The sequence below is a fragment of the Pseudonocardia oceani genome (assembly GCF_019263585.2).
In the GTDB taxonomy this organism is placed as follows: domain Bacteria; phylum Actinomycetota; class Actinomycetes; order Mycobacteriales; family Pseudonocardiaceae; genus Pseudonocardia; species Pseudonocardia oceani.
This window is the reverse complement of the sequence record NZ_JADQDF010000001.1, coordinates 2,965,625-2,989,819: the sequence shown is the minus strand read 5'-3', so window position 1 is coordinate 2,989,819 and position 24,195 is coordinate 2,965,625. Positions and strand designations below refer to the sequence as shown.

General features: G+C 74.5%; 22 protein-coding genes. 12 read left to right on the top strand and 10 right to left on the bottom strand.

The genetic code is table 11. The features are described from left to right. Positions 1 to 22: 22 nt before the first annotated feature. Complete coding sequence (locus I4I82_RS14960; RefSeq protein WP_218594247.1) at positions 23 to 1,453, bottom strand: CCA tRNA nucleotidyltransferase; 1,431 nt, start codon at positions 1,451 to 1,453, stop codon at positions 23 to 25. 95 nt (positions 1,454 to 1,548) lie between these two features. Between I4I82_RS14960 and I4I82_RS14955 the strand changes: the two genes are divergently transcribed. The 9 genes from I4I82_RS14955 (at position 1,549) to I4I82_RS14915 (ending at position 12,961) form a co-directional block, all read left to right on the top strand. Beyond that, positions 1,549 to 2,043 carry an NUDIX hydrolase gene (locus I4I82_RS14955; RefSeq protein ID WP_172156216.1) on the top strand — a complete coding sequence of 165 codons (495 nt, stop codon included), beginning with the start codon at positions 1,549 to 1,551 and terminating at the stop codon, positions 2,041 to 2,043. Continuing rightward, positions 2,040 to 4,658: a DUF6049 family protein gene (locus tag I4I82_RS14950; RefSeq protein WP_218595802.1), complete on the top strand. Its 2,619-nt coding sequence runs from the start codon at positions 2,040 to 2,042 to the stop codon at positions 4,656 to 4,658. Before I4I82_RS14955 ends, I4I82_RS14950 begins: the two co-directional genes overlap by 4 nt. Before the next feature lie 992 nt (positions 4,659 to 5,650). Continuing rightward, complete coding sequence (gene murJ, locus I4I82_RS14945) at positions 5,651 to 7,243, top strand: murein biosynthesis integral membrane protein MurJ (RefSeq protein ID WP_218594726.1); 1,593 nt, start codon at positions 5,651 to 5,653, stop codon at positions 7,241 to 7,243. A gap of 54 nt (positions 7,244 to 7,297) precedes the next feature. After that, complete coding sequence (locus I4I82_RS14940; protein ID WP_218595801.1) at positions 7,298 to 8,926, top strand: protein kinase family protein; 1,629 nt, start codon at positions 7,298 to 7,300, stop codon at positions 8,924 to 8,926. Positions 8,927 to 8,988: 62 nt separating this feature from the next. Next, positions 8,989 to 9,534 (top strand): RNA polymerase sigma factor SigM, encoded by a 546-nt coding sequence (sigM, locus tag I4I82_RS14935; RefSeq protein WP_218594913.1) that lies wholly within the window; start codon positions 8,989 to 8,991, stop codon positions 9,532 to 9,534. Beyond that, positions 9,531 to 10,187 carry an RsmA family anti-sigma factor gene (locus I4I82_RS14930; protein WP_218595800.1) on the top strand — a complete coding sequence of 219 codons (657 nt, stop codon included), beginning with the start codon at positions 9,531 to 9,533 and terminating at the stop codon, positions 10,185 to 10,187. The genes sigM and I4I82_RS14930 overlap by 4 nt, the downstream gene beginning before the upstream one ends. Positions 10,188 to 10,274: 87 nt before the next feature. After that, positions 10,275 to 11,273 (top strand): thioredoxin-disulfide reductase, encoded by a 999-nt coding sequence (trxB, locus tag I4I82_RS14925; protein ID WP_218594089.1) that lies wholly within the window; start codon positions 10,275 to 10,277, stop codon positions 11,271 to 11,273. Between the two features lie 36 nt (positions 11,274 to 11,309). Then, positions 11,310 to 11,639, top strand: a complete 330-nt coding sequence (gene trxA / locus I4I82_RS14920) for a thioredoxin (RefSeq protein ID WP_172156201.1) — start codon at positions 11,310 to 11,312, stop codon at positions 11,637 to 11,639. Positions 11,640 to 11,803: 164 nt separating this feature from the next. After that, positions 11,804 to 12,961, top strand: a complete 1,158-nt coding sequence (locus I4I82_RS14915; RefSeq protein ID WP_218594090.1) for an N-acetylmuramoyl-L-alanine amidase — start codon at positions 11,804 to 11,806, stop codon at positions 12,959 to 12,961. A 90-nt stretch (positions 12,962 to 13,051) separates the two neighbouring features. Here I4I82_RS14915 and I4I82_RS14910 read toward each other — a convergent pair whose 3' ends face one another. Continuing rightward, positions 13,052 to 13,696: a GNAT family N-acetyltransferase gene (locus I4I82_RS14910; protein WP_218594091.1), complete on the bottom strand. Its 645-nt coding sequence runs from the start codon at positions 13,694 to 13,696 to the stop codon at positions 13,052 to 13,054. Positions 13,697 to 13,877: 181 nt separating this feature from the next. Between I4I82_RS14910 and I4I82_RS14905 the strand changes: the two genes are divergently transcribed. Both I4I82_RS14905 and I4I82_RS14900 read left to right on the top strand, forming a co-directional pair. Further along, positions 13,878 to 15,203, top strand: coding sequence for an aminotransferase-like domain-containing protein (locus tag I4I82_RS14905; protein ID WP_226370064.1), 1,326 nt, complete (start codon positions 13,878 to 13,880; stop codon positions 15,201 to 15,203). Between the two features lie 349 nt (positions 15,204 to 15,552). Beyond that, positions 15,553 to 16,503 carry a D-alanine--D-alanine ligase family protein gene (locus I4I82_RS14900; protein ID WP_218595798.1) on the top strand — a complete coding sequence of 317 codons (951 nt, stop codon included), beginning with the start codon at positions 15,553 to 15,555 and terminating at the stop codon, positions 16,501 to 16,503. 76 nt (positions 16,504 to 16,579) lie between these two features. On the opposite strand, the gene I4I82_RS14895 is transcribed toward I4I82_RS14900, so the two are convergent. The 8 genes from I4I82_RS14895 to rpmH all read right to left on the bottom strand — a co-directional run bounded on the left by I4I82_RS14895 (position 16,580) and on the right by rpmH (position 21,855). Continuing rightward, the gene (locus I4I82_RS14895; RefSeq protein WP_218589929.1) at positions 16,580 to 17,593 is read right to left on the bottom strand and encodes a ParB/RepB/Spo0J family partition protein; all 1,014 of its coding nucleotides are present in this window, start codon (positions 17,591 to 17,593) and stop codon (positions 16,580 to 16,582) included. Between the two features lie 3 nt (positions 17,594 to 17,596). Continuing rightward, complete coding sequence (locus I4I82_RS14890) at positions 17,597 to 18,520, bottom strand: ParA family protein (protein WP_275948778.1); 924 nt, start codon at positions 18,518 to 18,520, stop codon at positions 17,597 to 17,599. A 25-nt stretch (positions 18,521 to 18,545) separates the two neighbouring features. Next, positions 18,546 to 19,223 carry a 16S rRNA (guanine(527)-N(7))-methyltransferase RsmG gene (gene rsmG / locus I4I82_RS14885; RefSeq protein ID WP_218589930.1) on the bottom strand — a complete coding sequence of 226 codons (678 nt, stop codon included), beginning with the start codon at positions 19,221 to 19,223 and terminating at the stop codon, positions 18,546 to 18,548. Beyond that, positions 19,216 to 19,752, bottom strand: coding sequence for a Jag family protein (locus I4I82_RS14880; protein ID WP_218589931.1), 537 nt, complete (start codon positions 19,750 to 19,752; stop codon positions 19,216 to 19,218). The genes rsmG and I4I82_RS14880 overlap by 8 nt, the downstream gene beginning before the upstream one ends. 97 nt (positions 19,753 to 19,849) lie before the next feature. After that, positions 19,850 to 21,070 carry a membrane protein insertase YidC gene (gene yidC, locus I4I82_RS14875; protein WP_218589932.1) on the bottom strand — a complete coding sequence of 407 codons (1,221 nt, stop codon included), beginning with the start codon at positions 21,068 to 21,070 and terminating at the stop codon, positions 19,850 to 19,852. After that, complete coding sequence (gene yidD, locus I4I82_RS14870) at positions 21,064 to 21,324, bottom strand: membrane protein insertion efficiency factor YidD (RefSeq protein ID WP_218589933.1); 261 nt, start codon at positions 21,322 to 21,324, stop codon at positions 21,064 to 21,066. The genes yidC and yidD overlap by 7 nt, the downstream gene beginning before the upstream one ends. Further along, complete coding sequence (rnpA, locus tag I4I82_RS14865) at positions 21,321 to 21,698, bottom strand: ribonuclease P protein component (RefSeq protein ID WP_218589934.1); 378 nt, start codon at positions 21,696 to 21,698, stop codon at positions 21,321 to 21,323. Before rnpA ends, yidD begins: the two co-directional genes overlap by 4 nt. A gap of 13 nt (positions 21,699 to 21,711) precedes the next feature. Continuing rightward, complete coding sequence (rpmH, locus tag I4I82_RS14860; RefSeq protein ID WP_172156181.1) at positions 21,712 to 21,855, bottom strand: 50S ribosomal protein L34; 144 nt, start codon at positions 21,853 to 21,855, stop codon at positions 21,712 to 21,714. A gap of 404 nt (positions 21,856 to 22,259) precedes the next feature. Here rpmH and dnaA point away from each other — a divergent pair, with 404 nt between their 5' ends. Then, positions 22,260 to 24,032: a chromosomal replication initiator protein DnaA gene (gene dnaA, locus I4I82_RS14855; RefSeq protein ID WP_218589935.1), complete on the top strand. Its 1,773-nt coding sequence runs from the start codon at positions 22,260 to 22,262 to the stop codon at positions 24,030 to 24,032. Positions 24,033 to 24,195: the final 163 nt, after the last annotated feature.

Here is a 24,195-nt window from a genome sequence, read left to right as displayed (position 1 = left end):
GTGCCGGAGCACCGGTTTCCACTCACGACCTCTGTTCGGCCGCCCAGCGCCGCAGCTCCGCCTCGGCCTCGGCGCGGTCGAGCGGCCCCTGCTCCATCCGCACCGCCAGCAGGTGCTTGTAGGCCTTGCCCACCAGAGGGCCCGCGGGGATCCCGAGGATCTCCATGATCGCGTTGCCGTCCAGGTCGGGACGGATGGCGTCGAGCTCCTCCTGCTCGCGCAGGGCCGCGATCCGCTCCTCCAGCCCGTCGTAGCTGCGCTGCAGGGCGGCGGCGCGGCGGCGGTTGCGGGTGGTGCAGTCGCTGCGGACCAGCCGGTGCAGCCGCTCGAGCAGCGGCCCGGCGTCGGTGACGTAGCGGCGCACCGCGGAGTCGGTCCACGCGCCGTTGCCGTAGCCGTGGAAGCGCAGGTGCAGGAACACCAGCTGCGCGACGTCGTCGACGACCGACTTCGGGTAGCGCAGCTCCCGCAGCCGCCGGCGCGTCATCTTCGCGCCGACGACCTCGTGGTGGTGGAAGCTCACGCGCCCGTCCGGCTCCTTGCGCCGCGTCGCCGGCTTGCCGATGTCGTGCAGCAGCGCGGCGAGGCGCAGTACCAGGTCGGGGCCGTCGGTCTCCCGGTCGATCGCCTGCTCCAGCACCACGAGCGAATGGACGTAGACGTCCTTGTGCTGCATGTGCTCGTCCACGGCCAGCCGCATCGCGGGCACCTCGGGCAGCACGACCTCGGCCAGCTCGGTGTCGACGAGCAGCTCGATCGCCCGCCGCGGGTGCGCCCCGAGCAGCAGCTTCGACAGCTCGGCCTGCACCCGCTCCGCGGTGATCCGCGACAGCTGGCCCGCCATCGCCGTCATCGCCTCGACCACGCGCGGCGCCGGCGCCAGCCCGAGCTGGGAGACGAACCGGGCGGCGCGCAGCATCCGCAGCGGGTCGTCGGAGAACGACTCCTCGGGCGTCGCCGGTGTGTCCAGGATGCCGGCGTGCAGGGCGGCGAGCCCACCGTGCGGGTCGACGAACGTGCGCGTGCCGGTCAGCTCGACGGCCATGGCGTTGACCGAGAAGTCGCGCCGTACCAGGTCGTCCTCGATCGTGTCGCCGAACGCGACGACCGGGTTCCGCGTGACGCCGTCGTAGACGTCGGCGCGGAACGTCGTGATCTCGACGGTGTCGCCGTGGCGGCGCGCGCCGACCGTGCCGAAGGCGATCCCGGTGTCCCACACGGTGTCGGCCCAGTCGGCCAGCGCGGCGAGAACGGCCTCGGGCCGGGCGTCGGTGGTGAAGTCGAGGTCGTTGACGGGGCGGCCGAGCAGGGCGTCGCGGACGCTGCCGCCGACCAGGTACAGCCGGTGCCCCGCCGCGGCGAACCGCGCGGCGAGCTCGTCGGCCACCGGCGGGATCGGCACGAGGTCCACGAGCGCATTGTGCTGCGCGCGGAGGAGGTCGGTGGGAGGCACGACAGGTCAGTCTAGGTGCTCGTGCGCGCAGACCCGTCGGGCTACCGGCCCGCGCGCCCCCGGTGCTGTCGCGACCGGCTCGTTACCATCGCCACATGTCCACATCCCGCGGTCGCTCGGGTGGGCGCCGCGCGGGTGGCTCACCGGACCGAAGACGTCGCCTCCGCACGGTCGACGAGACGTCGGCCGGCGGGCTCGTCGTCGACCACGCCTCCGGCACCGCCGCCGTGATCGGCCGGCTCGACCGCCGCGGCCGCCTGCTCTGGTCCCTGCCCAAGGGCCACATCGAGGCGGGCGAGACCGCCGAGCAGGCGGCGGTGCGCGAGGTCGAGGAGGAGACCGGCATCATCGGCTCCGTGGTCGCACCCCTGGGCACGATCGACTTCTGGTTCGTCGCCGAGGACCGGCGCGTGCACAAGACCGTGCACCACTTCCTCATGCGCGCCCTGGGCGGCGAGCTGTCCGACTCCGACGTCGAGGTCTCCGAGGTGGCATGGGTGCCGCTGCACGAGCTCGAGTCGCGGCTCGCCTACGCCGACGAACGGCGGCTGATCCGGCGGGCCACCGAACTTCTGGAGGACTCGGCGTGAAGCCGGTCGCGGCCCTGGTCGCGATCCTCGTCGTGCTGCTCGTCGGCCCGCTCACGGGCGCGGCGATCGCGGCACCCCGTCAGCCTGCGCCGGCACCGCCGGCCGCCCTGACCCTGGCCCTCGACGACCTGGCGCCCCGCGTCGTCACCGCGGGCGGCCCGACCGTGCTCACGGTGACCGGCACGCTCACCAACACCGGCAGCGAGACCGTCACCGACATCGGGATCCGGCTACAGCGCGGCCGCCCGCTCACCACCGAGGGCGAGGTGCGGGACGCGCTGGAGGGCGGCGCGCCGACCGACGCCATCGCGCCGCAGTTCCAGGAGCTCCCCGACGCCCTCGGGGTGGGGGAGCGCGTGCCGGTGCGGATCACGGTGCCGCTGCGCGGCGCGCCGGAGACCACGCTCGCGCTGGCGGAGACCGGCGTCTACGAGCTGCTGGTCAACGTCAACGGCGTACCCGGCGACGGCGACCGTGCCCGCCTCGCCGCCGTGCGGATGCTGCTGCCGGTCCTGGGCCTGCCCGACGACGGCACCGACGCGCCCGTCGTCGTCGACGCGCCCGCGGCCGCCACACCGTTCTCGCTGCTCTACCCCGTCGTCGACGTCCCGCGCCGGCTCCCGACCGTGCCCGGCGAGCCCGTGCTGCTCACCGACGACGTGCTCGCCGACTCCTTCGCCCCCGGCGGCCGGCTCGCCGGGCTGGTGGCCGCGCTCGCCGAGGCCGCGCCCGCCGGGTCCCCGGTGCGGGCCGCCACCTGCGTGGTCGTCGACGCCGACCTGCTCCAGACCGCGCAGGAGATGAGCACCGGCTACACGGTCGTCGGCGTCGACGGGGCCCTCACGCCCGGCCGGGGCGCCGAGGCCGCCGGCGCCTGGCTCGCCGCGTTCGCCGCCGCGGCCCGGGGCATGTGCGTGATCGCGCTGCCCTTCGCCGACGCCGACGTCGTCGCGCTCACCCGGGGCGACCTCGCGGGCACCGCGGTCGGCGCGATCACCGCCGGGCGCGGGCTCGTCGCCGACCTGCTCGGCACCCCGGTGCTGGCGGACACCGCCTGGCCGGCCGAGGGCGTCGTCGACGAGGCGGGGCTGGCCACGCTCGTCGAGGGCGGTGTGCGCTCGCTGGTCCTGTCGGCCGACGGGCTCGAACTGCCGTCGGGCGCCGAGGCCGCGGGCACCGTCCAGGTCGCCTCGCCCGGTCCCGCCACCACCGCCGTCGTCACCGATCCCCTGGTCACGCTGGCCGCCGGCACGCCCACGACGACCATCGCCGTCCCCACCGGCCGGGGCGGGGCGGCCGCCGCCACCCCGGCCACCGGCCCGCTCGCCGGGCAGGACGTGCTCGGCTCCGTGGCGTTCCGCGCCGCGGAGGACCCGCCGTCCGGCGGCCCCCTGGTGATCGCCCCGCCGCACCGCTGGGACGCCGACGGCGTTGCCGGGCGGGCCCTGCTGGAGGGTCTCGGCGCGCTCGTCGACGACGCCCTGCTCACCCCGCGCGCACTCGGGTCCGCCGCCGCCACCCCCACCGACACCACCGAGCGCGCCCTGGACTACCCGCTCGACGCCGGCGCCCGCGAGGTGTCGCCGAGCGCGGTCGCCGCGATCGAGCCGGTGCTCGACGACATCGGCGACCTCGACTCCTCCGTCGTCGACGACGAGCTCGGCGTCGACGTCGACGACGTGTTCGTCCCGCTCCTGCTCGGCGCGGTGCGCCCGGCGTCGGCGGCCTGGCGCGGCAGCCCGGAGCTCGCCTCGGCCTCGGCCGCCGCGCTGGCCCGGCGCGTCACCGACCTGCGGGGGTCCATCTCCGTGCTGGAGCCGCCGAGCCCGTTCTCGCTCGGCACGTCCACTTCTCCGCTGCTGCTGACCGTCGCCAACGGCCTGCCGGTCACGGTGCGGGTCCGCGTCGAGGTGTCCAGCACGTCGGGGCTGCAGGTGGCGCCGATCCCGGTCGTGGAGATCCCCCCGTTCGGGCGCCGGCAGATCCAGGCCAGCGCGGAGGTGCAGCGGTCGGGCGTGTTCACCGTCGACGCCTCGGTGCGCACGGTCGACGGAACCCTGCTGGGTTCACCCAGCCGGCTGCAGGTCCGCTCGACCGCCTACGGCACCATCACCCTGTGGCTGACGGGGACCGCGGGGGTGCTGCTCGTGGTGCTGGCGGGACGCCGGATCCTGCGTCGGATCCGGAGCGAGCCGACCCGCGGCCCGGACCGCCCGGCGCGGCCGGGCTCCCCGGAGACGCTGCCGCACACCGCGGAGAGCCCGAGGGTGGTGGACCTGCCGACGCCGGCGGCACCGGAGGACCTGATGACGCCCGACGGCCGGACCCGCTCGGTGCCGCCGGTCCCGGAGACCGTCCCGGGCCCCTCGAACGGACCGATCCCGGCTGGCCCGCGCACTGGCCCGAGCCGACCCGCGCCGTCCGTCCCGACCGACCCCTCCGCCGGGTCGCCGGCCCGGCGTCCGGACGTCCCGGGCCGGTTCCCGGTCCCGCCGGCGACCGACCGGGACCGGCTCCCCACCCACCCGCTCGCCGACCGGCCCCTCCCCGGCCGCCCGCAGCCCGACCACACGCAGCCCGGCCGCCCGCCGGTCCGTCCTCCGGGGTCCCGGTAGAGCCCCGCGGCCCGGGCGGGGAAGCGCACCCCGACTCCCGGCACCCCGGCGTCGCGGCCCCCCGGGCCGACGGTCCCGACGCGCCCGCTCCCGGCACCCCGGCCGGGGACGCTCGCGCGTCCGCGCACGACGGGGCGCACGAGGGCCCGCACGACGCCGAGCACCCCGGCCCGCCGCCGTCCGGCCGGTCCGGGCCGCCACCGGCCGCTCCCGCGCCCGGTGGTGAGCGACGCGCCGGCCCGCCGCCCGGACCCCCGCAGACCTCCGGACCCCCGCCATTCGGCCGGCCGTACCCGCAGGGCGGACAGCCGTCGCAGGGCGGACAGCCGTCGCAGGGTGGGCCGCCGCAGGGTGGCCCGCCGCCGCAGGCCGGCCGGCCGGGGGGTCCGCCCCCCGCCGGGTCCCCGCACGCCCGTCCCCTCTTCCGTCCGCAGCAGGGACCGCCCGGCCAGGCGGGCCCTCCTGCCCAGGCAGGGCCTCCCGCCCAGGCAGGGCCTGCCGGTCCGCAGCACGGCGCCCCGCACCCGCCCGCACCGCCGCATCCCGGTCCCGGCCGGTCCGGCTCCGGCCACCCCGCATCCGCCCCGCCCGGACCCGGTCAGGGACCGTCGCGCCCCGGCGCACCTCTGCGACCCCCCGGCGCCCCGCCCGCCGGTCCCGGTGACCCGCGCCGCCCCGGCCCGCCGGGCATCCGCCGTCCCGGTCCTGATCCCCGCGGCCCCGATCCACGCGGCCACGACCCACGCGGCCACGACCCCGGCGCACAGGGCCGCGGGCCGGGCCGCCCGCCCGGACCGACCCCCGCCCTGCCCGGCGTCCCGCCCCCGTGGGCCGCCTCGCGGCGTCCCGGCGGCGGTCCACCGACCGACCCGCCGACCACCACGATCCGTCCCCGCTACGCCCCGCCGCCGACGTCGGACGAGATCACGCAGATCTTCGCGCCGATCTCCGACGCCGAGCCGGAGCCGTCGCTGGGCCGGTCCAGCAGCCTCATGGCGATCGCGAGCCTCGTCTCGCGCGTCACCGGGTTCCTGCGCCAGATCGTGCTCGTCGGGGTGCTCGGGCTCGGGCTGGTCAACAGCTCGTACACGATCGCGAACACCCTGCCCAACATCATCTTCGAGCTGCTCATCGGCGGTGTCCTGTCCAGCGTGCTCATCCCGCTGCTGGTGCGGGCGCAGACGGAGGACCCCGACGGCGGCGAGACCTACACCCGCCGGCTGCTGACGCTCGCCGGCACGGCGCTGCTGCTCGCGACCCTCGCCGCGATGGCCGCCGCGCCGCTGATCACATCGGTGTACGTGAGCTCCGCGGCCGACGCCGCGGCGTCCCCGCTGACCACGGCGTTCGCCTACCTCCTGCTGCCGCAGATCTTCTTCTACGGCCTCGGCGCCCTGCTCGGGGCGATCCTCAACAGCCGCGGCGTCTTCGGGCCGTTCGCCTGGGCCCCCGTGCTCAACAACGTCGTCGTGCTCGTGGTCCTCGGCGTGTTCGCGCTGGTGCCGGGGGAGATCAGCGTCGACCCGGTCCGGATGGGCGAGCCGAAGCTGCTCGTCCTGGGCATCGGCACGACGCTGGGCATCGTGGTGCAGGCCGTCGTGCTCGTGCCCGCGATCCGCCGCCTCGGCTTCCGCTTCCGGCCCACCTGGGGCTGGGACCGGCGCCTGACCGAGACCGGTGGGCTCGCGCTGTGGGTGGTCGGCTACGTGCTGATCGGACAGGCCGGCCTCATCGTCACGACCAATGTGGCGATCGCGGCCTCCGCGGGCGGCCCGGCCACGTACACGAACGCGTGGCTGCTGCTGCAGGTCCCCTACGGGATCCTCGGCGTCTCGATGCTCACCGCGCTGATGCCGCGGATGAGCCGCGCCGCCGCCGAGGGCCGCACCGAGGACGTCGTCGCCGACCTCGCCCTGGGCAGCCGGCTGTCCGCGGTGTTCCTGCTGCCGATCTCGGCCCTGATCACGGTCTTCGGCACGCCGATCGCGCTCGCCCTGTTCGCCTGGGACGCCGACAACGTGCCCGGGGCGCAGATCCTCGGCAGCGCGCTGGCCGTGTCCGCCTTCGGCCTGCTGCCCTACGCGATCACGATGCTGCAGCTGCGCGTGTTCTACGCCCTGGCCGACAGCCGGACGCCGACGCTGGTGCAGCTGTTCACGGTCGGGGTGAAGATCCCGATGCTGCTGCTGGCCGGGGCGCTCCTGCCGGCGGAGCAGGTCGTGCTCGGGCTGTCGGCGGCCAACAGCCTGTCGTTCGTGTTCGGGGCGGTGCTGGGTCAGCTTCTGCTGCGCCGCCGGCTGGGCCGTCTGCCGACGCTGGAGGTGCTCGGCACCATGGCGTCGGTCACGGTCGCGTCGCTCCTGGGCACCCTCGTCGCCTTCGGCGTCGTGACGGTCCTGCCGCTGCCGGACGGGTGGCCCGCACCGGTCACGGCGTGGACGTCGCTGGTCGTCGCGCTGGTCGTCGCGGGGCCGGCGATCCTGGCGGCGATGCGCCTGCTGAAGGTCCACGAGGTCGACACCGTCGTGAACCGGATCTCGCGGCTCGCCACGCGCGTGATGCCTCGTCGTGGAGGCGGCGCCTGACGTAGGCTGTCGCTCGGGGCAGTACGGCCGATCATGGTCCGGGGGAGGTACGGGGTGAGCGAGCTCGCGAGCCGCCCGTCCGCGCCCACGGAACCGCCCGGACTGGTGCCCGTGCAGTCCGGTCCAGCAGACCGCGAGGTCGCTCGACACGCCGGTCCCGGCGCCATGCTGGCCGGTCGTTACCGCTTGCGCACCCGTGTCGGGTCCGATCTGGCCGCGGGTGCGGAGTTCTGGCGCGCCGAGGACACCGTGCTCCGGCGCGACGTGGCCGTCACCCTGCTCCGCATCCTGGCTCCCGAGCACGGCGCCATCGGCGGCGACGAGGACCCGACCGGCGCCACCCGCGCCGGCGAGATGATCGTGCGCGCGCTGCGGTCGGGGTCCTTCGAGCACCCCGGCTGCGCCCGCCTGCTCGACGTCCTGGCCCCCGGTGCGCCCGGTCTGCCCGCCGACGTGCTCGGCGCGGCCGTCACGGAGTGGGTCAACGGCCGCAGCCTGGCCGAGGTCGTGTCCGAGGGGATGCTGCGCCCGCTGGCCGCCGCCCGCGCGCTGACGCCGCTGGCGGCCGCCGCCGAGGAGGCCCACCGGCACGGCTTCGTGCTCGGCTGCGACCACCCGCAGCGCGTCCGCATCACCCCCGACGGCCGCGCCCGCATGTGCTTCGCCCTGCCCCGTCCCGACCTGCGCCCCGCCGACGACGTGCGCGGCCTGGGCGCCGTGCTGTTCACCATGCTCACGGCGCGCTGGCCGCTGTCGGGCGCCGACGCCGCGCGCGCCGGGCTGACGGCGGCCGACCGCACGCCCGGCGGCGCGCTCGAACCGCCGTCGTCGGTGCGTCCCGGCGTCCCGCTGGAGCTCGACGCCGTCGCCCGGGGCACGCTCGGCCCGGAGAACGCGCCCGGCCACGTGCGCACCGCGGCGGCCGTGCATCGGCTGCTCGCCGACGTCGTGGCCGAGGACGACCGCAACGCGCTGTTCCCTCCCGCACACGACGGCGCCCCGTCCGACCCCGACGACGTCTGGCAGGACCACGGCCGCCCCGCCACCCCCGTCGACCCGATCCGCCGCAAGCGCCTGCTCACCGGGCTGGCCACACTCGCCGCGGCCGTGCTGCTCGTGCTCGGCTACGTCGGGGTGCAGGTCACGTCGCTGTTCTCCGACCCGGGCGCGCCCACGATCGTCGTCGGTCCCAACGCGGGCGGCTCCGAGCCCCCGCCCGCCTCCGACGGCGAGGCCCCGGCCGCCGGCCCGGTGCGGGTGGCGTCCGTCGAGGTCGTCGACGACGTGGGCGACCGCGACAACGCCAACCGCGTCACCCGGCTCATCGACGGCGACCCGTCCAGCACGTGGGGCACCGTCACCTACCGCCAGCAGTTCCCGGCGCTCAAGCCCGGCGTCGGCGTGATGGCGTCGTTCGCCTCCGCCGTGCAGCTCTCCGAGCTCTCCATCAGCTCGGCCAGCGCGGGCACGCGGATCGAGGTGCGCTCGGCCCCGTCGGCCGACGCCTCGCCCGACGACACCGAACTGATGACCGAGGCCACGCTCGACAGCGGCACCACGGTCGTCCCGCTCGACGGCAGCCAGCCCGTGGAGCACGTCCTGCTGTGGATCATCGAGCTGGCGCCGTCCGGCGGCGGGTTCTCCTCGGAGCTCGGCGAGGTGGAGTTCCGCCGGGCGGGCTGAGTCCCGCTGCGAGTTCTCCCGTTCGGCCACGGGAAGCGGGGTCGGCGACCTAGCCTCCGCCCGTGACCAGCGCCCGGAGCGACGCGGAGCTCCTCGCCGCGCACCTCGGCGGCGACCGGTCCGCGTTCGCCGAGCTGGTGGGTCGGCACACCGAGCGGATGTGGGGGGTGGCGGTGCAGACGCTGTCCCACCGCGACGACGCCGCCGACGCCGTGCAGGAGGCCCTGCTGTCGGCGCACCGCAACGCGCACCGGTTCCGCGGCGAGTCCTCGGTCCGCACCTGGCTCAACCGCATCCTCGTCAACGCCTGCATCGACCGGATCCGGCGCGAGTCGGTCCGCCGCACCGTGCCCTGGCCCGCCCACGACGTGCCCGCGCGGCGCGGCGACACGGCCAACGACCTCGCCACGCGCCTGGCCGTGGAGGACGCGCTGGCGGAGCTGCCCACCGAGCAGCGGCTGGCGGTCGTGCTCGTCGACGTGCAGGGTTTCTCCGTGGCCGAGACCGCGCAGATCCTCGACGTGCCCGTCGGCACGGTGAAGAGCCGCTGCGCCCGCGGGCGCACCCGCCTCGCCCGGCTCCTCGGACACCTGCGGGAGGGGGCGTGAGCGAGGACACCACCCCGGGCTCCGGCACCGGCCCGGACGTCGACCTGCTGGCCGACCTCGACGCCGGCCTGCTCGACCCGGTCCGGGCCACGTCCGTCCGCGACGCCGCACGGGCCCACCCGTCCTCCGCCGCCGTCCTGCACGCGCTCACGACCGTCCGGGCCGACCTCGCCGCGCTCCGCCCCCCGCCGCTGCCCCCCGAGCTGGCGCGGACCTGGACGGCCCCTCCCGCCCCGCGCACGGCGGCCCCCCGGCGGCGGCTGCCCGCCGCGGCCCCCCGGCGGCGGCTGCCTGCCGCGGCTCCCGGGTGGCGGCTGCCCGCCGCGGCCGCGGCCGTCGTCGTCGCGCTGGTGGCGGGGGCCGTGGCGCCCGGCGCCGGCGGGCCGGCCGACGTCACGCGGGTCGGGCTCGCGGCCGTCGCCCGCTCGACGGTCGGGCTCACCGACCTCGGCGCGCTGGCCGACCCCACCCGGCGGGCCGCCTGCCTGGACGCCGCCGGACATCCCGGCGGCGAGGTGCTCGGCGGCCGGCGGGTGCGCCTCGACGGGGTCGACGGCGTGCTCCTGGTGCTCCCGACCGGGCAGCTCGGGCGCCTGCGCGTGCTGGTCGTCGCACCGTCCTGCCAGGTGCTGAGCGACACCGTGGTCGGCTGACCCCGGCCCGGTCCGGCGCGGAATGTCCGTCCCTGGGATCGTGTTGGAGGCGATGTACCGCCGTACAGCTGAGAGGACGGGGTTGCAGTGACCACCGACAAGGTGCACGAGCTGATCATCATCGGCTCCGGGCCGGCCGGCTACACCGCCGCGGTGTACGCCGCGCGCGCGCAGCTGGCGCCGCTGGTCTTCGAGGGCACGCAGTTCGGTGGCGCCCTGATGACCACCACCGAGGTGGAGAACTACCCCGGCTTCACCGACGGCATCATGGGCCCCGAGCTCATGGAGCAGATGCGCGGCCAGGCGACGCGCTTCGGCGCGGACCTGCGCGCCGAGGACGTCGAGGAGGTGTCGCTGGAGGGCCCGGTCAAGACCGTGGTCGCCAACGGCGTCACCTACTCCGCCCGCGCGGTCATCCTGGCGATGGGCGCGGCCGCCCGCTACCTCGACGTGCCCGGTGAGCAGGAGCTCCTCGGCCGCGGCGTCAGCTCCTGCGCCACGTGCGACGGCTTCTTCTTCCGCGACCACGACATCGCCGTGGTCGGCGGCGGCGACTCCGCGATGGAGGAGGCCACGTTCCTCACCCGCTTCGCCAAGTCGGTGACGATCGTGCACCGCCGCGAGGACTTCCGCGCCTCGAGGATCATGCTGGAGCGCGCGCAGAACGACCCGAAGATGCGCTGGGCGCTCAACTCCGAGGTCGTGGGCGTCGAGGGGGAGGGCAGCGTCTCCGGTCTGCGCCTGCGCGACACCCGCACCGGCGAGGAGCGCTCCATCCCGGCCACCGCGATGTTCGTCGCGATCGGCCACGACCCCCGCAGCGGGCTCGTGGAGGGCCAGCTGGAGCTCGACGACGCCGGCTACGTCAAGGTCGCGTCGCCGAGCACGGCCACGGCCATCCCCGGCGTGTTCGCCTGCGGCGACCTCGTCGACCACACCTACCGGCAGGCCATCACCGCGGCCGGTTCCGGCTGTTCCGCGGCGATCGACGCCGAGCGCTGGCTCGCCGAGGGAACCGTCACCACCGAGATGGCGGGCGGTGGCTACGGCCAGGCGTCCGAGCAGGTCGCCGCCGTCACCGGCTGAGACCGTCCGACCGACCCACCCAGAGGGAGAACCGAAATGGGCAACAACACCGTCGACGTCACCGACGACACCTTCGACGCCGACGTCCTCAAGAGCGGCAAGACCGTCGTCGTGGACTTCTGGGCCACCTGGTGCGGTCCGTGCAAGATGGTCGCCCCCGTGCTCGACGAGATCGCCGGTGAGAACAAGGACAAGCTCACCGTCGCGAAGCTCGACATCGACGCCAACCCGGAGACCGCCCGCACGTTCCAGGTCATGTCGATCCCGACCATGATCGTGTTCCAGGACGGCAAGCCGGTCAAGCAGATCGTCGGCGCCAAGCCCAAGGCCGCGCTGCTGAAGGACCTGGCCGACTACCTCGGCTGATGCCCGCCGCGTGCCCCGCTCCCTCCGGAGCGGGGCACGCTTTTATCACGACTCGAACACGCCGGGGTTCCGCCCGCTGTCCCCCTTCCGGGTAGCGGCAGGGCACAATGTCTCCCCGGACCGCCCGTAGCCGGGTGGTGACGGCGACATCGAGCGAGGGGTGCATGCAGCTGTTGCGCCGAGGTGACACCGGTCGTGCCGTGGTCGAGGTCCGCGCCACGCTGCGGCAGTTCGGCCTGCTGGCCGGACCCCTGGCCGGTTTCCCGGACGAGCACTTCGACGTCCACGTGGAGCAGGCGGTCCGGGCGTTCCAGCAGCGCCGGGGCCTCATCACCGACGGGATCGTCGGCCCGGCCACCTACCGCGCGCTGCGCGAGGCGGGCTGGAGCCTGGGCGACCGGATGCTCGCGCACATGATCGCCGCGCCGATGAGCGGCGACGACGTCACGACGTTGCAGGAGCGCCTGCTCGAGCTCGGCTTCGACCCGGGCCGTCCCGGCGGCGTGTTCGACGAGCGCACCGAGAAGGCGCTGAAGGCGTTCCAGCGCGAGTACGGCCTCGTCCCCGACGGCGTGTGCGGCCCCGCCACGCTGCGCTCGCTCAAGCAGCTGGGCCGCAAGGTCACCGGCGGCCGCCCGCACCTGCTGCGCGAGCAGGAGCTGCTGCGCGAGGCCGGGCCGCGGCTGCGCGGCAAGCGGATCGTCGTCGACCCGGGGCACGGCGGCCTCGACCGCGGTGTCTCCGTCGCCGGCGCCACCGAGGCCGACCTGATGTGGGACCTCGGGCGCCGCATCGTCGGCCGGATGACCGCCACCGGCATGGAGGCCATGCTGTCGCGGCGCGAGGACACCTGCCCCAGCGACACGGAGCGGGCCGCGTTCGCCAACAACGCCGGCGCCGACCTCGTGCTCTCGCTGCACACCGACGCCAACCCCAGCATGCACGCCAACGGGCTGGCGACGTTCCACTTCGGCAACGGCTCGGGATCCACGTCGACGGTGGGGGAGGCGCTGGCCGGGCTGATCCAGCGCGAGCTGCTCACCCGCACCGCGATGACCGACTGCGGCACTCAGGGCCGCACGTGGGAGCTGCTGCGGCTGACGCGGATGCCGACCGTGCGCATCGAGGTCGGCTACCTGACCCACCTCGGCGACCGGCGCAACCTGCTCGACCCGAACTTCCGCGACGTCGTGGCCGAGGGCGTCCTCGTGGGCGTCAAGCGCCTCTACCTGCTCGGCCAGAACGACCAGCCGACCGGGACCTTCACCTTCTCCGACGTGCTGGCGCGCGAACTGGAGCGGGGCGGGGCGCAGGCGATCTGAGGACCCGTCCCGGGCCCCTCACCTGCGGTGACCCGGGAACGGGTCTCACCGGCGTTCTCAGGGCGCCCTGAGATCGCCGCTGCGGGGTGATCAGGAACGGGTGAGTACCCGCTCTACCGGAGCGGGTGCCTGCATCGGGATCGTGATCGACCCGAGCAGCTGCTCCAGCGCGGCCTCGACGTCTTCCTTCCACGTCATCGCCGAGCGCAGCTCCATGCGCAGCCGCGGCCAGCGCGGGTGCGGGCGGACGGTCTTGAAGCCGACGCTGCGCAGGAAGTCGACGGGGATCATGCAGCCGGGCTCGGTGCCGGGCCGGGCCTCGCCGAAGACCTCGACGGCCTTGACGCCGCGGCGGGTGAGGTCGCGCACGACCGCCTGCGCGAGCATGCGGCCCAGGCCCTCGCCGGCGTACTCCGGCATCACCTGCATCGTGGTGATCAGCACGGCGTCGGCGCTGACCGGACCGGTGGGCATCTCGGCGGCGCGGGGAGAGGCCGACGGCGGGGCGTAGATGACGTAGCCGGCGGGGGCGCCGTCGACGTGGACGATCCGCCCGCACGAGCCCCACTCCAGGAGGACCTCGGAGACCCAGGCCTCCTTCTCGAGCTCCACCGAGCCGAACTCGACGGCCTGCTTGCCGAGTGTCTCCGACAGCTCCCAGAACACGCAGCGACGACACCGCTTGGGCAGATCGTCCAGATTGTCCAGAGTGATCGGAGCGACGTGCCAGGACACAACAACCTCCGGCGGCGAGCTCCCCGTGTGTCGCCGCCCGACGCGCCGACGTCCCGACGATAGATCGATACAGCTCAGGACGGTAGCCCGTGTGCTGCGACCGGTGCCTCACCCACGACGAAGGGCTGTGCCTCACCCCACCTGGTTACACTCGATCGGATCTCTACCTCCGGGAGGAACCGTGTCCGACGCGCTGCCCCAGCCCCACCGACCGTCCGCGGCGGCCCCGGCGGAGCGGTTCGCAGCACGTACCGCCGGCATGACCGCCTCGGAGATCCGTGCGCTGTTCGCCGTCGCCAGCCGGCCGGAGGTCGTCTCGCTCGCCGGCGGGATGCCCAACATCGCGGCGCTGCCGCTCGACGCGCTCGCCGTGGAGGTCGCCGACCTCGTGCAGCGCGAGGGGCAGGTCGCCCTGCAGTACGGCTCCGCGCAGGGGCGCCCCGAGCTGCGCGAGCAGATCTGCGAGGTGATGGCGCTCGAGGGGATCCGCGCCGATCCCGACGACGTCGTGGTCACCGTCGGCTCGCAGATGGCGCTCGACCTCGTCACGCGCATCTACTGCGACCCGGGCGACGTCGTCATCGCCGAGGGGCCGTCCTACGTCGGCGCGCTGGGCAGCTTCGCGGCGTACCAGGCGCGGGTGGTCCACGTCCAGATGGACGAGCACGGGCTCGTGCCGTCGCTGCTGCGCTCGGCACTGCACTCCCTCGCCGGACAGGGGATCACGCCCAAGTTCCTCTACACGATCCCGAACTTCCACAACCCCGCCGGCGTCACGCTCGCTGTGGAGCGCCGCAGCGAGGTCCTCGCGATCTGCGCGGAGTACGGCGTCGCCGTCGTCGAGGACAACCCGTACGGGCTGCTGGGCTTCAGCGGCACGATGTACCCGGCGCTGCGGTCGATGGACCGCGACGTCGTCTACCTCGGCTCGTTCTCCAAGACCTTCGCCTCCGGCCTGCGCGTCGGCTGGGCGCTGGTGCCGCCCGCGGTGCGCGACCGCCTGGTCCTCGCGGCCGAGTCGGCCACGCTCTGCCCGCCGTCGTTCAACCAGATGCTGGTGTCGCGCTACCTCGCCGCGCACGACTGGCGCAGCCAGGTGAAGACCTACACCGAGGCCTACCGCGACCGCCGCGACGCGATGCTCCGCGCCCTGGAGATCTACCTCCCCGACGGTTGCACGTGGAACATCCCCGACGGCGGCTTCTACGTCTGGCTCACCGTGCCCGAGGGCGTCGACACGAAGGCGATGCTGCCGCGCGCCGTCACCGCCCGCGTCGCCTACGCCTCGGGCACCGGCTTCTACGCCGACGGCTTCGGCAGCCGCCAGCTCCGCCTGTCCTACTGCTACCCGACGCCCTCGCGGATCACCGAGGGGGTCCGGCGGCTGGCCGGCGTTCTGGAGGCGGAGCTCGACGTCATGCGCACGTTCGGCACACCCGCCCGCCTGCCCGCCACCCCGCCCGAGCCCCGCGACGGCCCCCAGGCCCCCTCGCCGCACACGCCGTAGTCCCTGCCTCCCGTGCCCGGTGGACGGGCGGTGCGGTGGGGTGGGCTCTCGGCGATCACGACCCGCGGGCGGACGGCGACGGGTGAGGGGGCGGCGAGCGGAGGCCGTTCCGCGCGCGTTCCCGTCTGCCGCGCGCGATCCATGCTCCCGCGAGCCCCCGGGGCCACGCGGGAACCGGCTGAGCGCGCGGGAACCGGCCCGGCGCCGGCCGTCGATGCTCATCCACCGTCCGCACCACCTCGTGAGCGGCGATCGTGGTCCTGGCCGAGGTTCGCACTCACGACTGCCACCCCGTCCGCACACCCGCCCGACCCGACCTCCCCCTACCGCCGTGGCGCAGAATGCGGCGGTGACTCCGAGAAGTGTGGCCGTGCTGGCCGGTGGGTTGTCCCACGAACGCGAGGTGTCCCTGCGCTCCGGACGCCGGCTGGCGACCTCGCTGCGCAAGACGGGGGTGTCGGTCGTCGAGTGGGACGCCGACGCCACCCTCCTGCAGCGCATCCGCACCGAGCGGCCCGACGCCGTCGTCATCGCGCTGCACGGCGGCGAGGGGGAGAACGGGTCGGTGCAGGCGGTGCTCGACCTGCTCGGCGTCCCGTTCGTCGGCACCCCGGCTGCCGCCTGCCGCCGCGCCTGGGACAAGCCGACGGCCAAGGCGGAGCTGCAGCGGGCCGGGCTGACGACGCCGGACTGGGTCGCCCTGCCGCACAGCACGTTCCGCGAGTTCGGCGCGCAGGCGGTTCTGGACGCGATGGTGGAGCGACTCGGCCTGCCGCTCATGATCAAGCCCGACCAGGGCGGCTCAGCGCTGGGCGCACAGGTGGTGCACGAGGCGGGGGAGCTGCCGGCCGCGATGGTCAGCTGTCTCGCCTACGCCGACACCGTGCTGGCGGAGCGGTTCGTCGCGGGCACAGAGGTGGCGGTGTCGGTCGTGCACGACGGCGCGGAACCGCGGGCACTGCCGCCCGTGGAGGTCGTCGCCACGGGCGGCGTCTACGACTACACCGCCCGCTACACGCCCGGCGCGACGTCGTTCCACTGCCCGGCCCGCCTCGACTCCGCCACGACCGCCGCGCTGGAGGAGGCGGCGCTGGCCGCGCACGCGCTCCTCGGCCTGCGCGATGTCTCGCGGCTCGACGCGGTGGTCGACGCCGAGGGGCGGGTGCAGATCCTGGAGGTGAACGTGTCGCCCGGACTGACCGAAACCTCGCTCCTCCCGACGGCCGCGGCCACCGCCGGCATCGATCTCGGCGACCTCTACGCGGCGCTCGTCGAGCGCGCCGTCGAACGCGGGCACTGACAGACGACCGCCCCTGTTTCACGTGGAACAGGGGCGGTGTGGCGGAACGTGTTTCACGTGAAACACGCGAGCCGGACTACTCGCGAGCAGCCGGGTTCATGAGGGTCGCGATCCGCTCCAGATCCTCGACCGAGCCGAACTCGACGACGATGCGTCCCTTGCGCTGGCCCAGCTCGACCTTCACCCGCGTGTCGAACGTGTCGGACAGTCGCTCGGCGAGGTCCTGCAGACCGGGCGCCTGCATCGGTCGGCGGCGCACCGGCTTGGCGGTCGGCGTCTCGCGGCGCGCGAGGACGACCGCCTCCTCGGTGGCGCGCACCGACATCCCCTCCGCGACGATCCGCGCGGCGAGCTCCTCCTGCGCCCCGGCGTCATCGAGGCCGAGCAGCGCGCGGGCGTGCCCGGCCGAGAGCACGCCGGCCGCGACACGCCGCTGCACCGAGACCGGCAGCCGCAGCAGCCGGATCGTGTTGGTGACGACGGGCCGGCTGCGGCCGAGGCGGTCGGCCAGCTCGGTGTGCGTGACGCCGAACTCCGCGAGCAACTGCTCGTACGCGGCCGCCTCCTCCAGCGGGTTGAGCTGGACGCGGTGGATATTCTCCAGCAGCGCGTCGCGGAGCATGACGTCGTCGCCGGTGCTGCGGACGATCGCCGGAATGGTCTGGAGCCCTGCGCGCTGGGTGGCGCGCCAGCGGCGCTCGCCCATGACGAGCTGGTAGGAGCCGGGGGTGACCTCGCGGACCACGACGGGCTGCAGCAGCCCGAACTCGCGGATGGAGTGCTCCAGCTCGGTGAGCGCCTCCTCGTCGAAGCTCGTACGCGGCTGCTGCGGGTTGGGGTGGATGGCCGCGACGGCGATCTCGCGGTACTCCGCACCCTCGACGGCGCCGGGCCCGTCGTCGCCGGAGGACGGCGCAGCGGGGCGTCGGTCGTCGGGATCGGGACCCCGCCACTCGGAGTGGAGCTCCTCGCGCGTGCGCAGCGAGGTGTCGCCGGGTCCCGGCGGGGGAGCGGCCGGGCCCGTGGGGATCAGCGCGGCCAACCCCCGGCCCAGCCCGCCCTTGCGCTCCGGGGTCTTCCGCTCGGCCACGGTCTACCGCCCGTCGGTCCGGATGCGACCGCTCGCGCCGCGCTCGGCGATCTCGCGGGCGGCATCGACGTAGCTCATGGCCCCGCGTGAACCGGGGTCGTAGGCGAGCACGGTCTGGCTGTAGCCCGGCGCCTCGGAGACCTTGACGCTGCGCGGGATGACGGTGCGCAGGACGGTCGGCCCGAAGTGCGTCCGCACCTCCGTGGTGACCTGGTCGGCCAGCTTCGTGCGGCCGTCGTACATCGTCAGCAGGATCGTGGAGACGTGCAGATCGGTGTTGAGGTGTGCGCGGACGAGGTCGATGTTGCTCAGCAGCTGCCCGAGCCCCTCGAGCGCGTAGTACTCGCACTGGATGGGGATGAGCACCTCGTCGGCGGCGACGAGCGCGTTGACGGTGAGCAGGCCGAGCGAGGGCGGGCAGTCGATGAGGACGTAGTCGACGTCGAGCTCGTCGAGCGCCTCGGGGGAGAGGGCCTGCTTCAGCCGCTGCTCCCGGGCCACCATGCTGACGAGCTCGATCTCCGCGCCGGCGAGGTCGATCGTGGCCGGGACGCACAGCAGGTTGGGCGACGCGGTGCTCGCGACGGCGGCCTCCGCGAGCCGGATCTCCCCGAGCAGCGCCTCGTACACCGACGGCGTGCCGAGCCGGTGCTCGACGCCGAGCGCGGTGGAGGCGTTGCCCTGCGGGTCGAGGTCGATCACCAGCACGCGCACGCCGTGCATCGCGAGCGCCGCGGCCAGGTTGACCGTGCTCGTCGTCTTGCCGACGCCGCCCTTCTGGTTGGCGACCGTCATGACGCGTCGGTGCACCGGGCGCGGCATGCCGTGGCGGTCCGGGTGCAGCACCCGGGCCGCCCGTTCCGCCTCCTCGGCGATCGGCGTCCACTCGGGTGTTTCACGTGAAACATGCTGCTCGGTCAAGCGCACGAACCCTCCTCGCCGACTCCGGCTGTCATCGTCTGTTCCGTCGGGCCGGGCGCCCGGTCCCGCGCAGCCGCTCGACCACGACGACCGTGGTGGGCGGATCGACAGCACCGGCGCCGCACTGCACGATCTCCGGGTCGCCGCCCCCGAGCTTGCGGACGGCGACGGCGTCGCGCGCGATCTCCTCGGCAGCCGAGGCGCCCTTCAGTGCCAGCACCCGTCCGCCGGTGCGCAGGAGCGGGAGCGCCCAGCCCGCGAGGCGGTGGAGCGGCGCGACGGCACGGGCGGTCACCACGTCGGCCCCCTCCCATCGCCGCCGCACGGCGGTCTCCTCGGCCCGGCCCCGGTCGACGCGGACGTCGATCCCGAGATCGGCCACGACCTCCTCGAGCCACTCCACCCGGCGGGCGAGGGGTTCGACGAGGGCGACCTGCAGATCAGGCCGGGCCAGCACCAACGGTATCCCGGGGAGGCCGGCACCCGAACCCACGTCCACCAGACGGGCGCCGTCCGGCAGGAGTTCCGCGACGACCGCGCAGTTGAGGACGTGCCGCTCCCAGATGCGCGGCGCCTCGCGCGGCCCGATCAGGCCGCGCTCGACGCCGGTGGTGACGAGGTGCTCGGCGTAGCGCCGGGCCAGCGGGAGGCGGTCGCCGAACACGCGCTCGGCGACCGCCGGGTCGACCACGAGATCGACGTCAGCCATTGCGGAAGACGACGACCTGCCGACGCGGCTCCTCGCCCTCGCTCTCGCTCGACACACCCTTCACGCGGGCGACGGCGTCGTGCACGACCTTGCGCTCGAACGGCGTCATCGGCCGGAGGCGGGCCGACTCGCCCGACTCCAGGACCTCCTTCGCCGTACGGGTGCCGATCTCGGTGAGCTCGTCGCGACGGCCCTGGCGCCACCCGGCGATGTCGAGCATGAGGCGGCTGCGGTTGCCCGACTCCTGCTGCACCGCCAGGCGGGTCAGTTCCTGCAGCGCCTCGAGGACGGCACCGCGGTCGCCGACGAGCTTGTTGAGGTCCTCGCCGCCGTCGATGCTCACGATCGCCCGGCCGGCCTCGACGTCGAGGTCGATGTCGCCGTCGAAGTCGAGGACGTCGAGCAGGCGCTCCAGGTAGTCACCGGCGATGTCGCCCTCGCGGACGAGCTGGTCCTCCGCCGTGGTGGCCGCCTTCGGCGGTCCGGAAGCGGTGTCCTCGGTCGTCCCGTCCTGCGCAGTCTGGGGCACGGTGCGTCTCCTCTCCGAGATGGGCCGGTGGTGCCCGGACGGTCCCGGGCACCACCGCAGCGACCGCCGACGCGGGCGGCCACCGGTGGTTCGTGGGTCAGCGGCGCTTGCGGTTGCGGCGCGCGGGCGGACGGGACCCGCCGCCGCCGCGGCGCGCGGCGGCGCCCGGCGAGCTCGCGCCCGCCGTGCTGCCGTTCGCCGTGCTGCCGTTCGCCGTGCTGCCGTTCGCCGCGCTGCTGCCGTTCGCCGCGCTGCTGCCGTTCGCCGCGCTGCTGCCGTTCGTGGCGCTGCTGCCGTTGGCGCTGCCGTTCGCCGAGCCGTTGCCGTTGCTGCTCCCCGCGGTGGCGCCGTTCGCGGCGCCGCCCTTGCCGGCCGCGGCCTGCTTGCGCAGGACGGGCTTGGCGCCGGGCGTCTTCTCGGGGGCCTCGACGGCGGCGGTCTCGGGGCGCACCGGCTTCTGCCCCGGCTTGGGGGCGCGGGCGGTGCGCTCGACGACGGCCTGCTCACGCTTCGCCGTCTCCTCGACGTCGATCCGCCTGTAGACGACGTACTGCTGGCCCAGGGTCCACAGGTTGTTGGACACCCAGTAGAGGAGCACGGCGAGCGGGAGGAACGGCGCACCGACGACCACGCCGATGGGGAAGACGTAGAGCATCAGCTTGTTCATGATCGCGGTCTGCGGGTTCTCGCCCTGCGCCGCGGTCTGGCGGGCCACCGAGTGCCGCGCCGTGATGTGCGTGAAGATGCCCGCCATGATCATCAGCGGGATCATGACGACGAGCATCTGCACCAGCGAGGTGCCCGCGGTCTCGAGCGTGCCCGGTGCGTTCCACTCCTGCAGCGGCCAGTTGCCCAGCTTCGCGCCGAGGAAGTCGGCCCGCAGGAAGGAGTTGACCTCCTCCTGGCCGAAGAAGTAGTTCTCGGTGCGCAGCGACCCGTCGCCGTTGTAGAGCGTGAAGTTGCGCAGCACCTGGAACAGGCCGATGAACACCGGGACCTGCACGAGCACCGGGAGGCAGCCGGCCAGCGGGTTGACGCCGTGCTCCTTCTGGAGCTTCTGCATCTCCTCGGCCTGCTTCTGCCGGTCGTTGCCGTACTTCTTGCGGAGCTTCGCGATCTCCGGCTGGAACTCCTGCATCTTGCGCATGGAGCGGACCTGGCTGACGAACGGCTTGTACAGGATCGCGCGGAGCGTGAAGACGAGGAAGACGACCGACAGCGCCCAGGCGATGCCGTTGTCCGCGCCGAGAACGGCTCCGAACACCTTGTGCCAGGCCCACAGGATGAAGGAGACCGGGTAGTAGATGAAGTTCAGCACGGCGCTTGCTCCTCGTGGTGGTTCGGTCGGGCCGGAACCAGGTCGATACCGCCAGGGTGCCACGGCGCGCACTTGAGCAGGCGCCGGAGCGTGAGCCAGGAACCGCGCAGCGCCCCGTGCACCTGCAGCGCCTTGACGGCGTAGCTGCTGCAGGTGGGGTAGAAGCGGCACACGGGGGGGAACGCGGGGGAGACGTAGGTCTGGTAGCCGCGCAGCAGGGCGATCAGCGGCCGGGCCGCCCGGGAGGCGGTCACGGCGCGCCGCCCGTGGTCACCGGACGCGCCGGGAGCTTGCGCAGCGCACCGCGCAGGCTCGCGTCGAGGTCGGAGCCGAGCTCCGCAGAGGTGGCCGCGGCCGCAGGAGGGAGGGCCCGCACCACGACGCACGCCCCGGCGGGCAGCGAGGCCAGCCGGGGTACGAGGAGGTGGCGGAGGCGCCGGGACACGCGGTGGCGCACGACGGCACCTCCCACGGCACGACTCACGACGAGACCCGCGCGCGGCGGGGCCCCGGTGTCTCCCACGATCTGCAGGTGGACGACCAGCCGGCTCCGGCCGCTGCGCCGTCCACGACGGATGACCGAGGCGAACTCCTCGGCCCTCGTCAGACGGGATGCGGCCGGTAGCACCGGCGGGGCCGGATCAGGCCGAGAGCTTGTCGCGGCCCTTGCCGCGACGAGCTGCGAGGATCGCGCGGCCGGCGCGGGTGCGCATGCGCAGCCGGAAGCCGTGCGTGCGCGAGCGGCGGCGGTTGTTCGGCTGGAAGGTGCGCTTGCCCTTGCTCACGGTCGGTTCTCCTGCTCGATGGCGCGACGAGGGCGGCACCCGGGGGGGGGACGCGTCCGCCGTCCGCCTGGTAGATCGGAACGGTGTGACTGCATGCGGTGCCCAACCTGCGGCACTCCTTCGACCAGGGTACGCAGCCCCGTCGAGGAGGGTCAAACCACCCCGGGTCACCCCGTCGCCGGTCGCGCCGCGGGAGCGGGTTGTGGCAGGAGGACGGTGTTGTTAGGTTGCCCCCTCACAGTTCGATCCGGGGGGATCGATCGCACCCGAGCGGGAACACACGGGCCGCGGGAGTTCGCTCCTGCAGGCCCGCGTACGGTCCTGCACACAGGTGTGGACAAGTCTGGGGATGCCCCGGCCGGCCTGCGAGGCCATCTGGATCGAGTACCGGGAGGGGAGCCGGCGTGGCGGATCAGCCAGGCGACCTCGGACAGGTCTGGAACCGCGTCATCGCCGACCTCTCCGGCGCCGCGGGCGGCCCCAACTCCCTGCAGGCGCTCTCGTCGCAGCAGCGCGCGTTCCTCCGGCTGACCCGTCCGCTGGGCCTCATCGACGGCACAGCGCTGCTGGCCGCGCCCAGCGAGTTCGCCAAGAACGCGATCGAACGGGTGCTGCGCCAGCCGATCAGCGACGCGCTGGGCCGTCACCTCGGCGTCACCGTCAACCTCGCCGTGGTCGTCGACGCCTCCGCGGCCTCCGGCGGCACCGAGGTGCCCGACCCGCCCGGCCGCGACGGCGGCCCGCACCACGACCACCGCTCCGACCTCCGCTCCGAGCGCCCCGACGGTCGCGGCGGCGACCGGGGGTTCGACGGACGGGGGTTCGCCGGACCCGGCGCCGACGGGCACGACGGCGACGGCCGCCGCGACGGGCACGGCCCCGACGGCACCGGCCCGCTGCCCGTCCGCGCGCCGGGCTTCGACTCCCACGGCGGCCCCGGCCTCCAGGGCGACGGCCCCGGCTCCCGCCCCGGCCCGCCGCTCGCGGTCGACCCGCCGGCCCGCCGCGACGACGCCGCGCTGTCGGACGGCCGTATGTCGGACGGGCGCATGCCCGACGGCCGCATCGGCGATGGCCGCGCCGACGTGTGGCCCACCTACTCCGCGCCGCCGGCCGCCGAGCCGAGCGCCGCGCCGCGCTCGCAGTCGCGGCTCAACGAGAAGTACATCTTCGACACGTTCGTCATCGGGGCGTCCAACCGCTTCAGCCACGCCGCGGCCGTCGCCGTGGCCGAGCAGCCGGCGCGGGCGTACAACCCGCTGTTCATCTGGGGCGACTCGGGGCTGGGCAAGACGCACCTGCTGCACGCCGTGGGGCACTACGCGCAGCGGCTGTTCCCCGGGATGCGGGTGCGGTACGTCAGCACCGAGGAGTTCACGAACGACTTCATCAACTCGCTGCGCGACGACCGCAAGGTGGCGTTCCAGCGCCGCTACCGCGACGTCGACGTGCTGCTGGTCGACGACATCCAGTTCCTCGAGGGCAAGGAGGGGACGCAGGAGGAGTTCTTCCACACCTTCAACACCCTCCACAACGCCAACAAGCAGATCGTCGTGTCCTCCGACCGCCCGCCCAAGCGCCTCGAGACCCTCGAGGACCGGATGCGCACGCGGTTCGAGTGGGGCCTCATCACCGACATCCAGCCGCCCGAGCTGGAGACGCGCATCGCGATCCTGCGCAAGAAGGCGGCCCAGGACCGGCTGGCCGTGCCCGACGACGTCCTCTCCTTCATCGCCGAGCGCATCGAGCGCAACATCCGCGAGCTCGAGGGCGCGCTGATCCGGGTCACGGCGTTCGCGTCGCTCAACCGCCAGCCCGTCGACACCCAGCTCGCCGAGATCGTGCTGCGCGACCTCATCCCCGACTCCGGGGCCTCCGAGATCACCGCCTCCACGATCATGGGCGTCACCGCCGAGTTCTTCGGCGTCACCATGGACGAGCTGTGCGGGCCGGGGAAGACGAAGGCGCTCGCGCAGAGCCGCCAGATCGCCATGTACCTGTGCCGCGAGCTGACCGACCTGTCGCTGCCCCGCATCGGGCAGACGTTCGGCGGCCGCGACCACACCACGGTCATGCACGCGGACAAGAAGATCCGCAACGAGATCGCGCAGCGCCGGAAGACCTTCGAACAGGTGCAGGAGCTCACCGCACGCATCAAGCAGCGCGCGCGCCACTGACGTCTCCTCCCGTCGTGCGTTCCCGCGCACCGTTCTCCCGCGGTGCGCCGCGTTTCCCGTGATCGGCCCGAGATGTGCCGCGGCCCCGTCGTGCGCTCCGGCGCCCGGGCACGGAGCCGCCGTCGGGGAGCGGCACGGGCCCGCCACGCCGTCCCGCGACGCG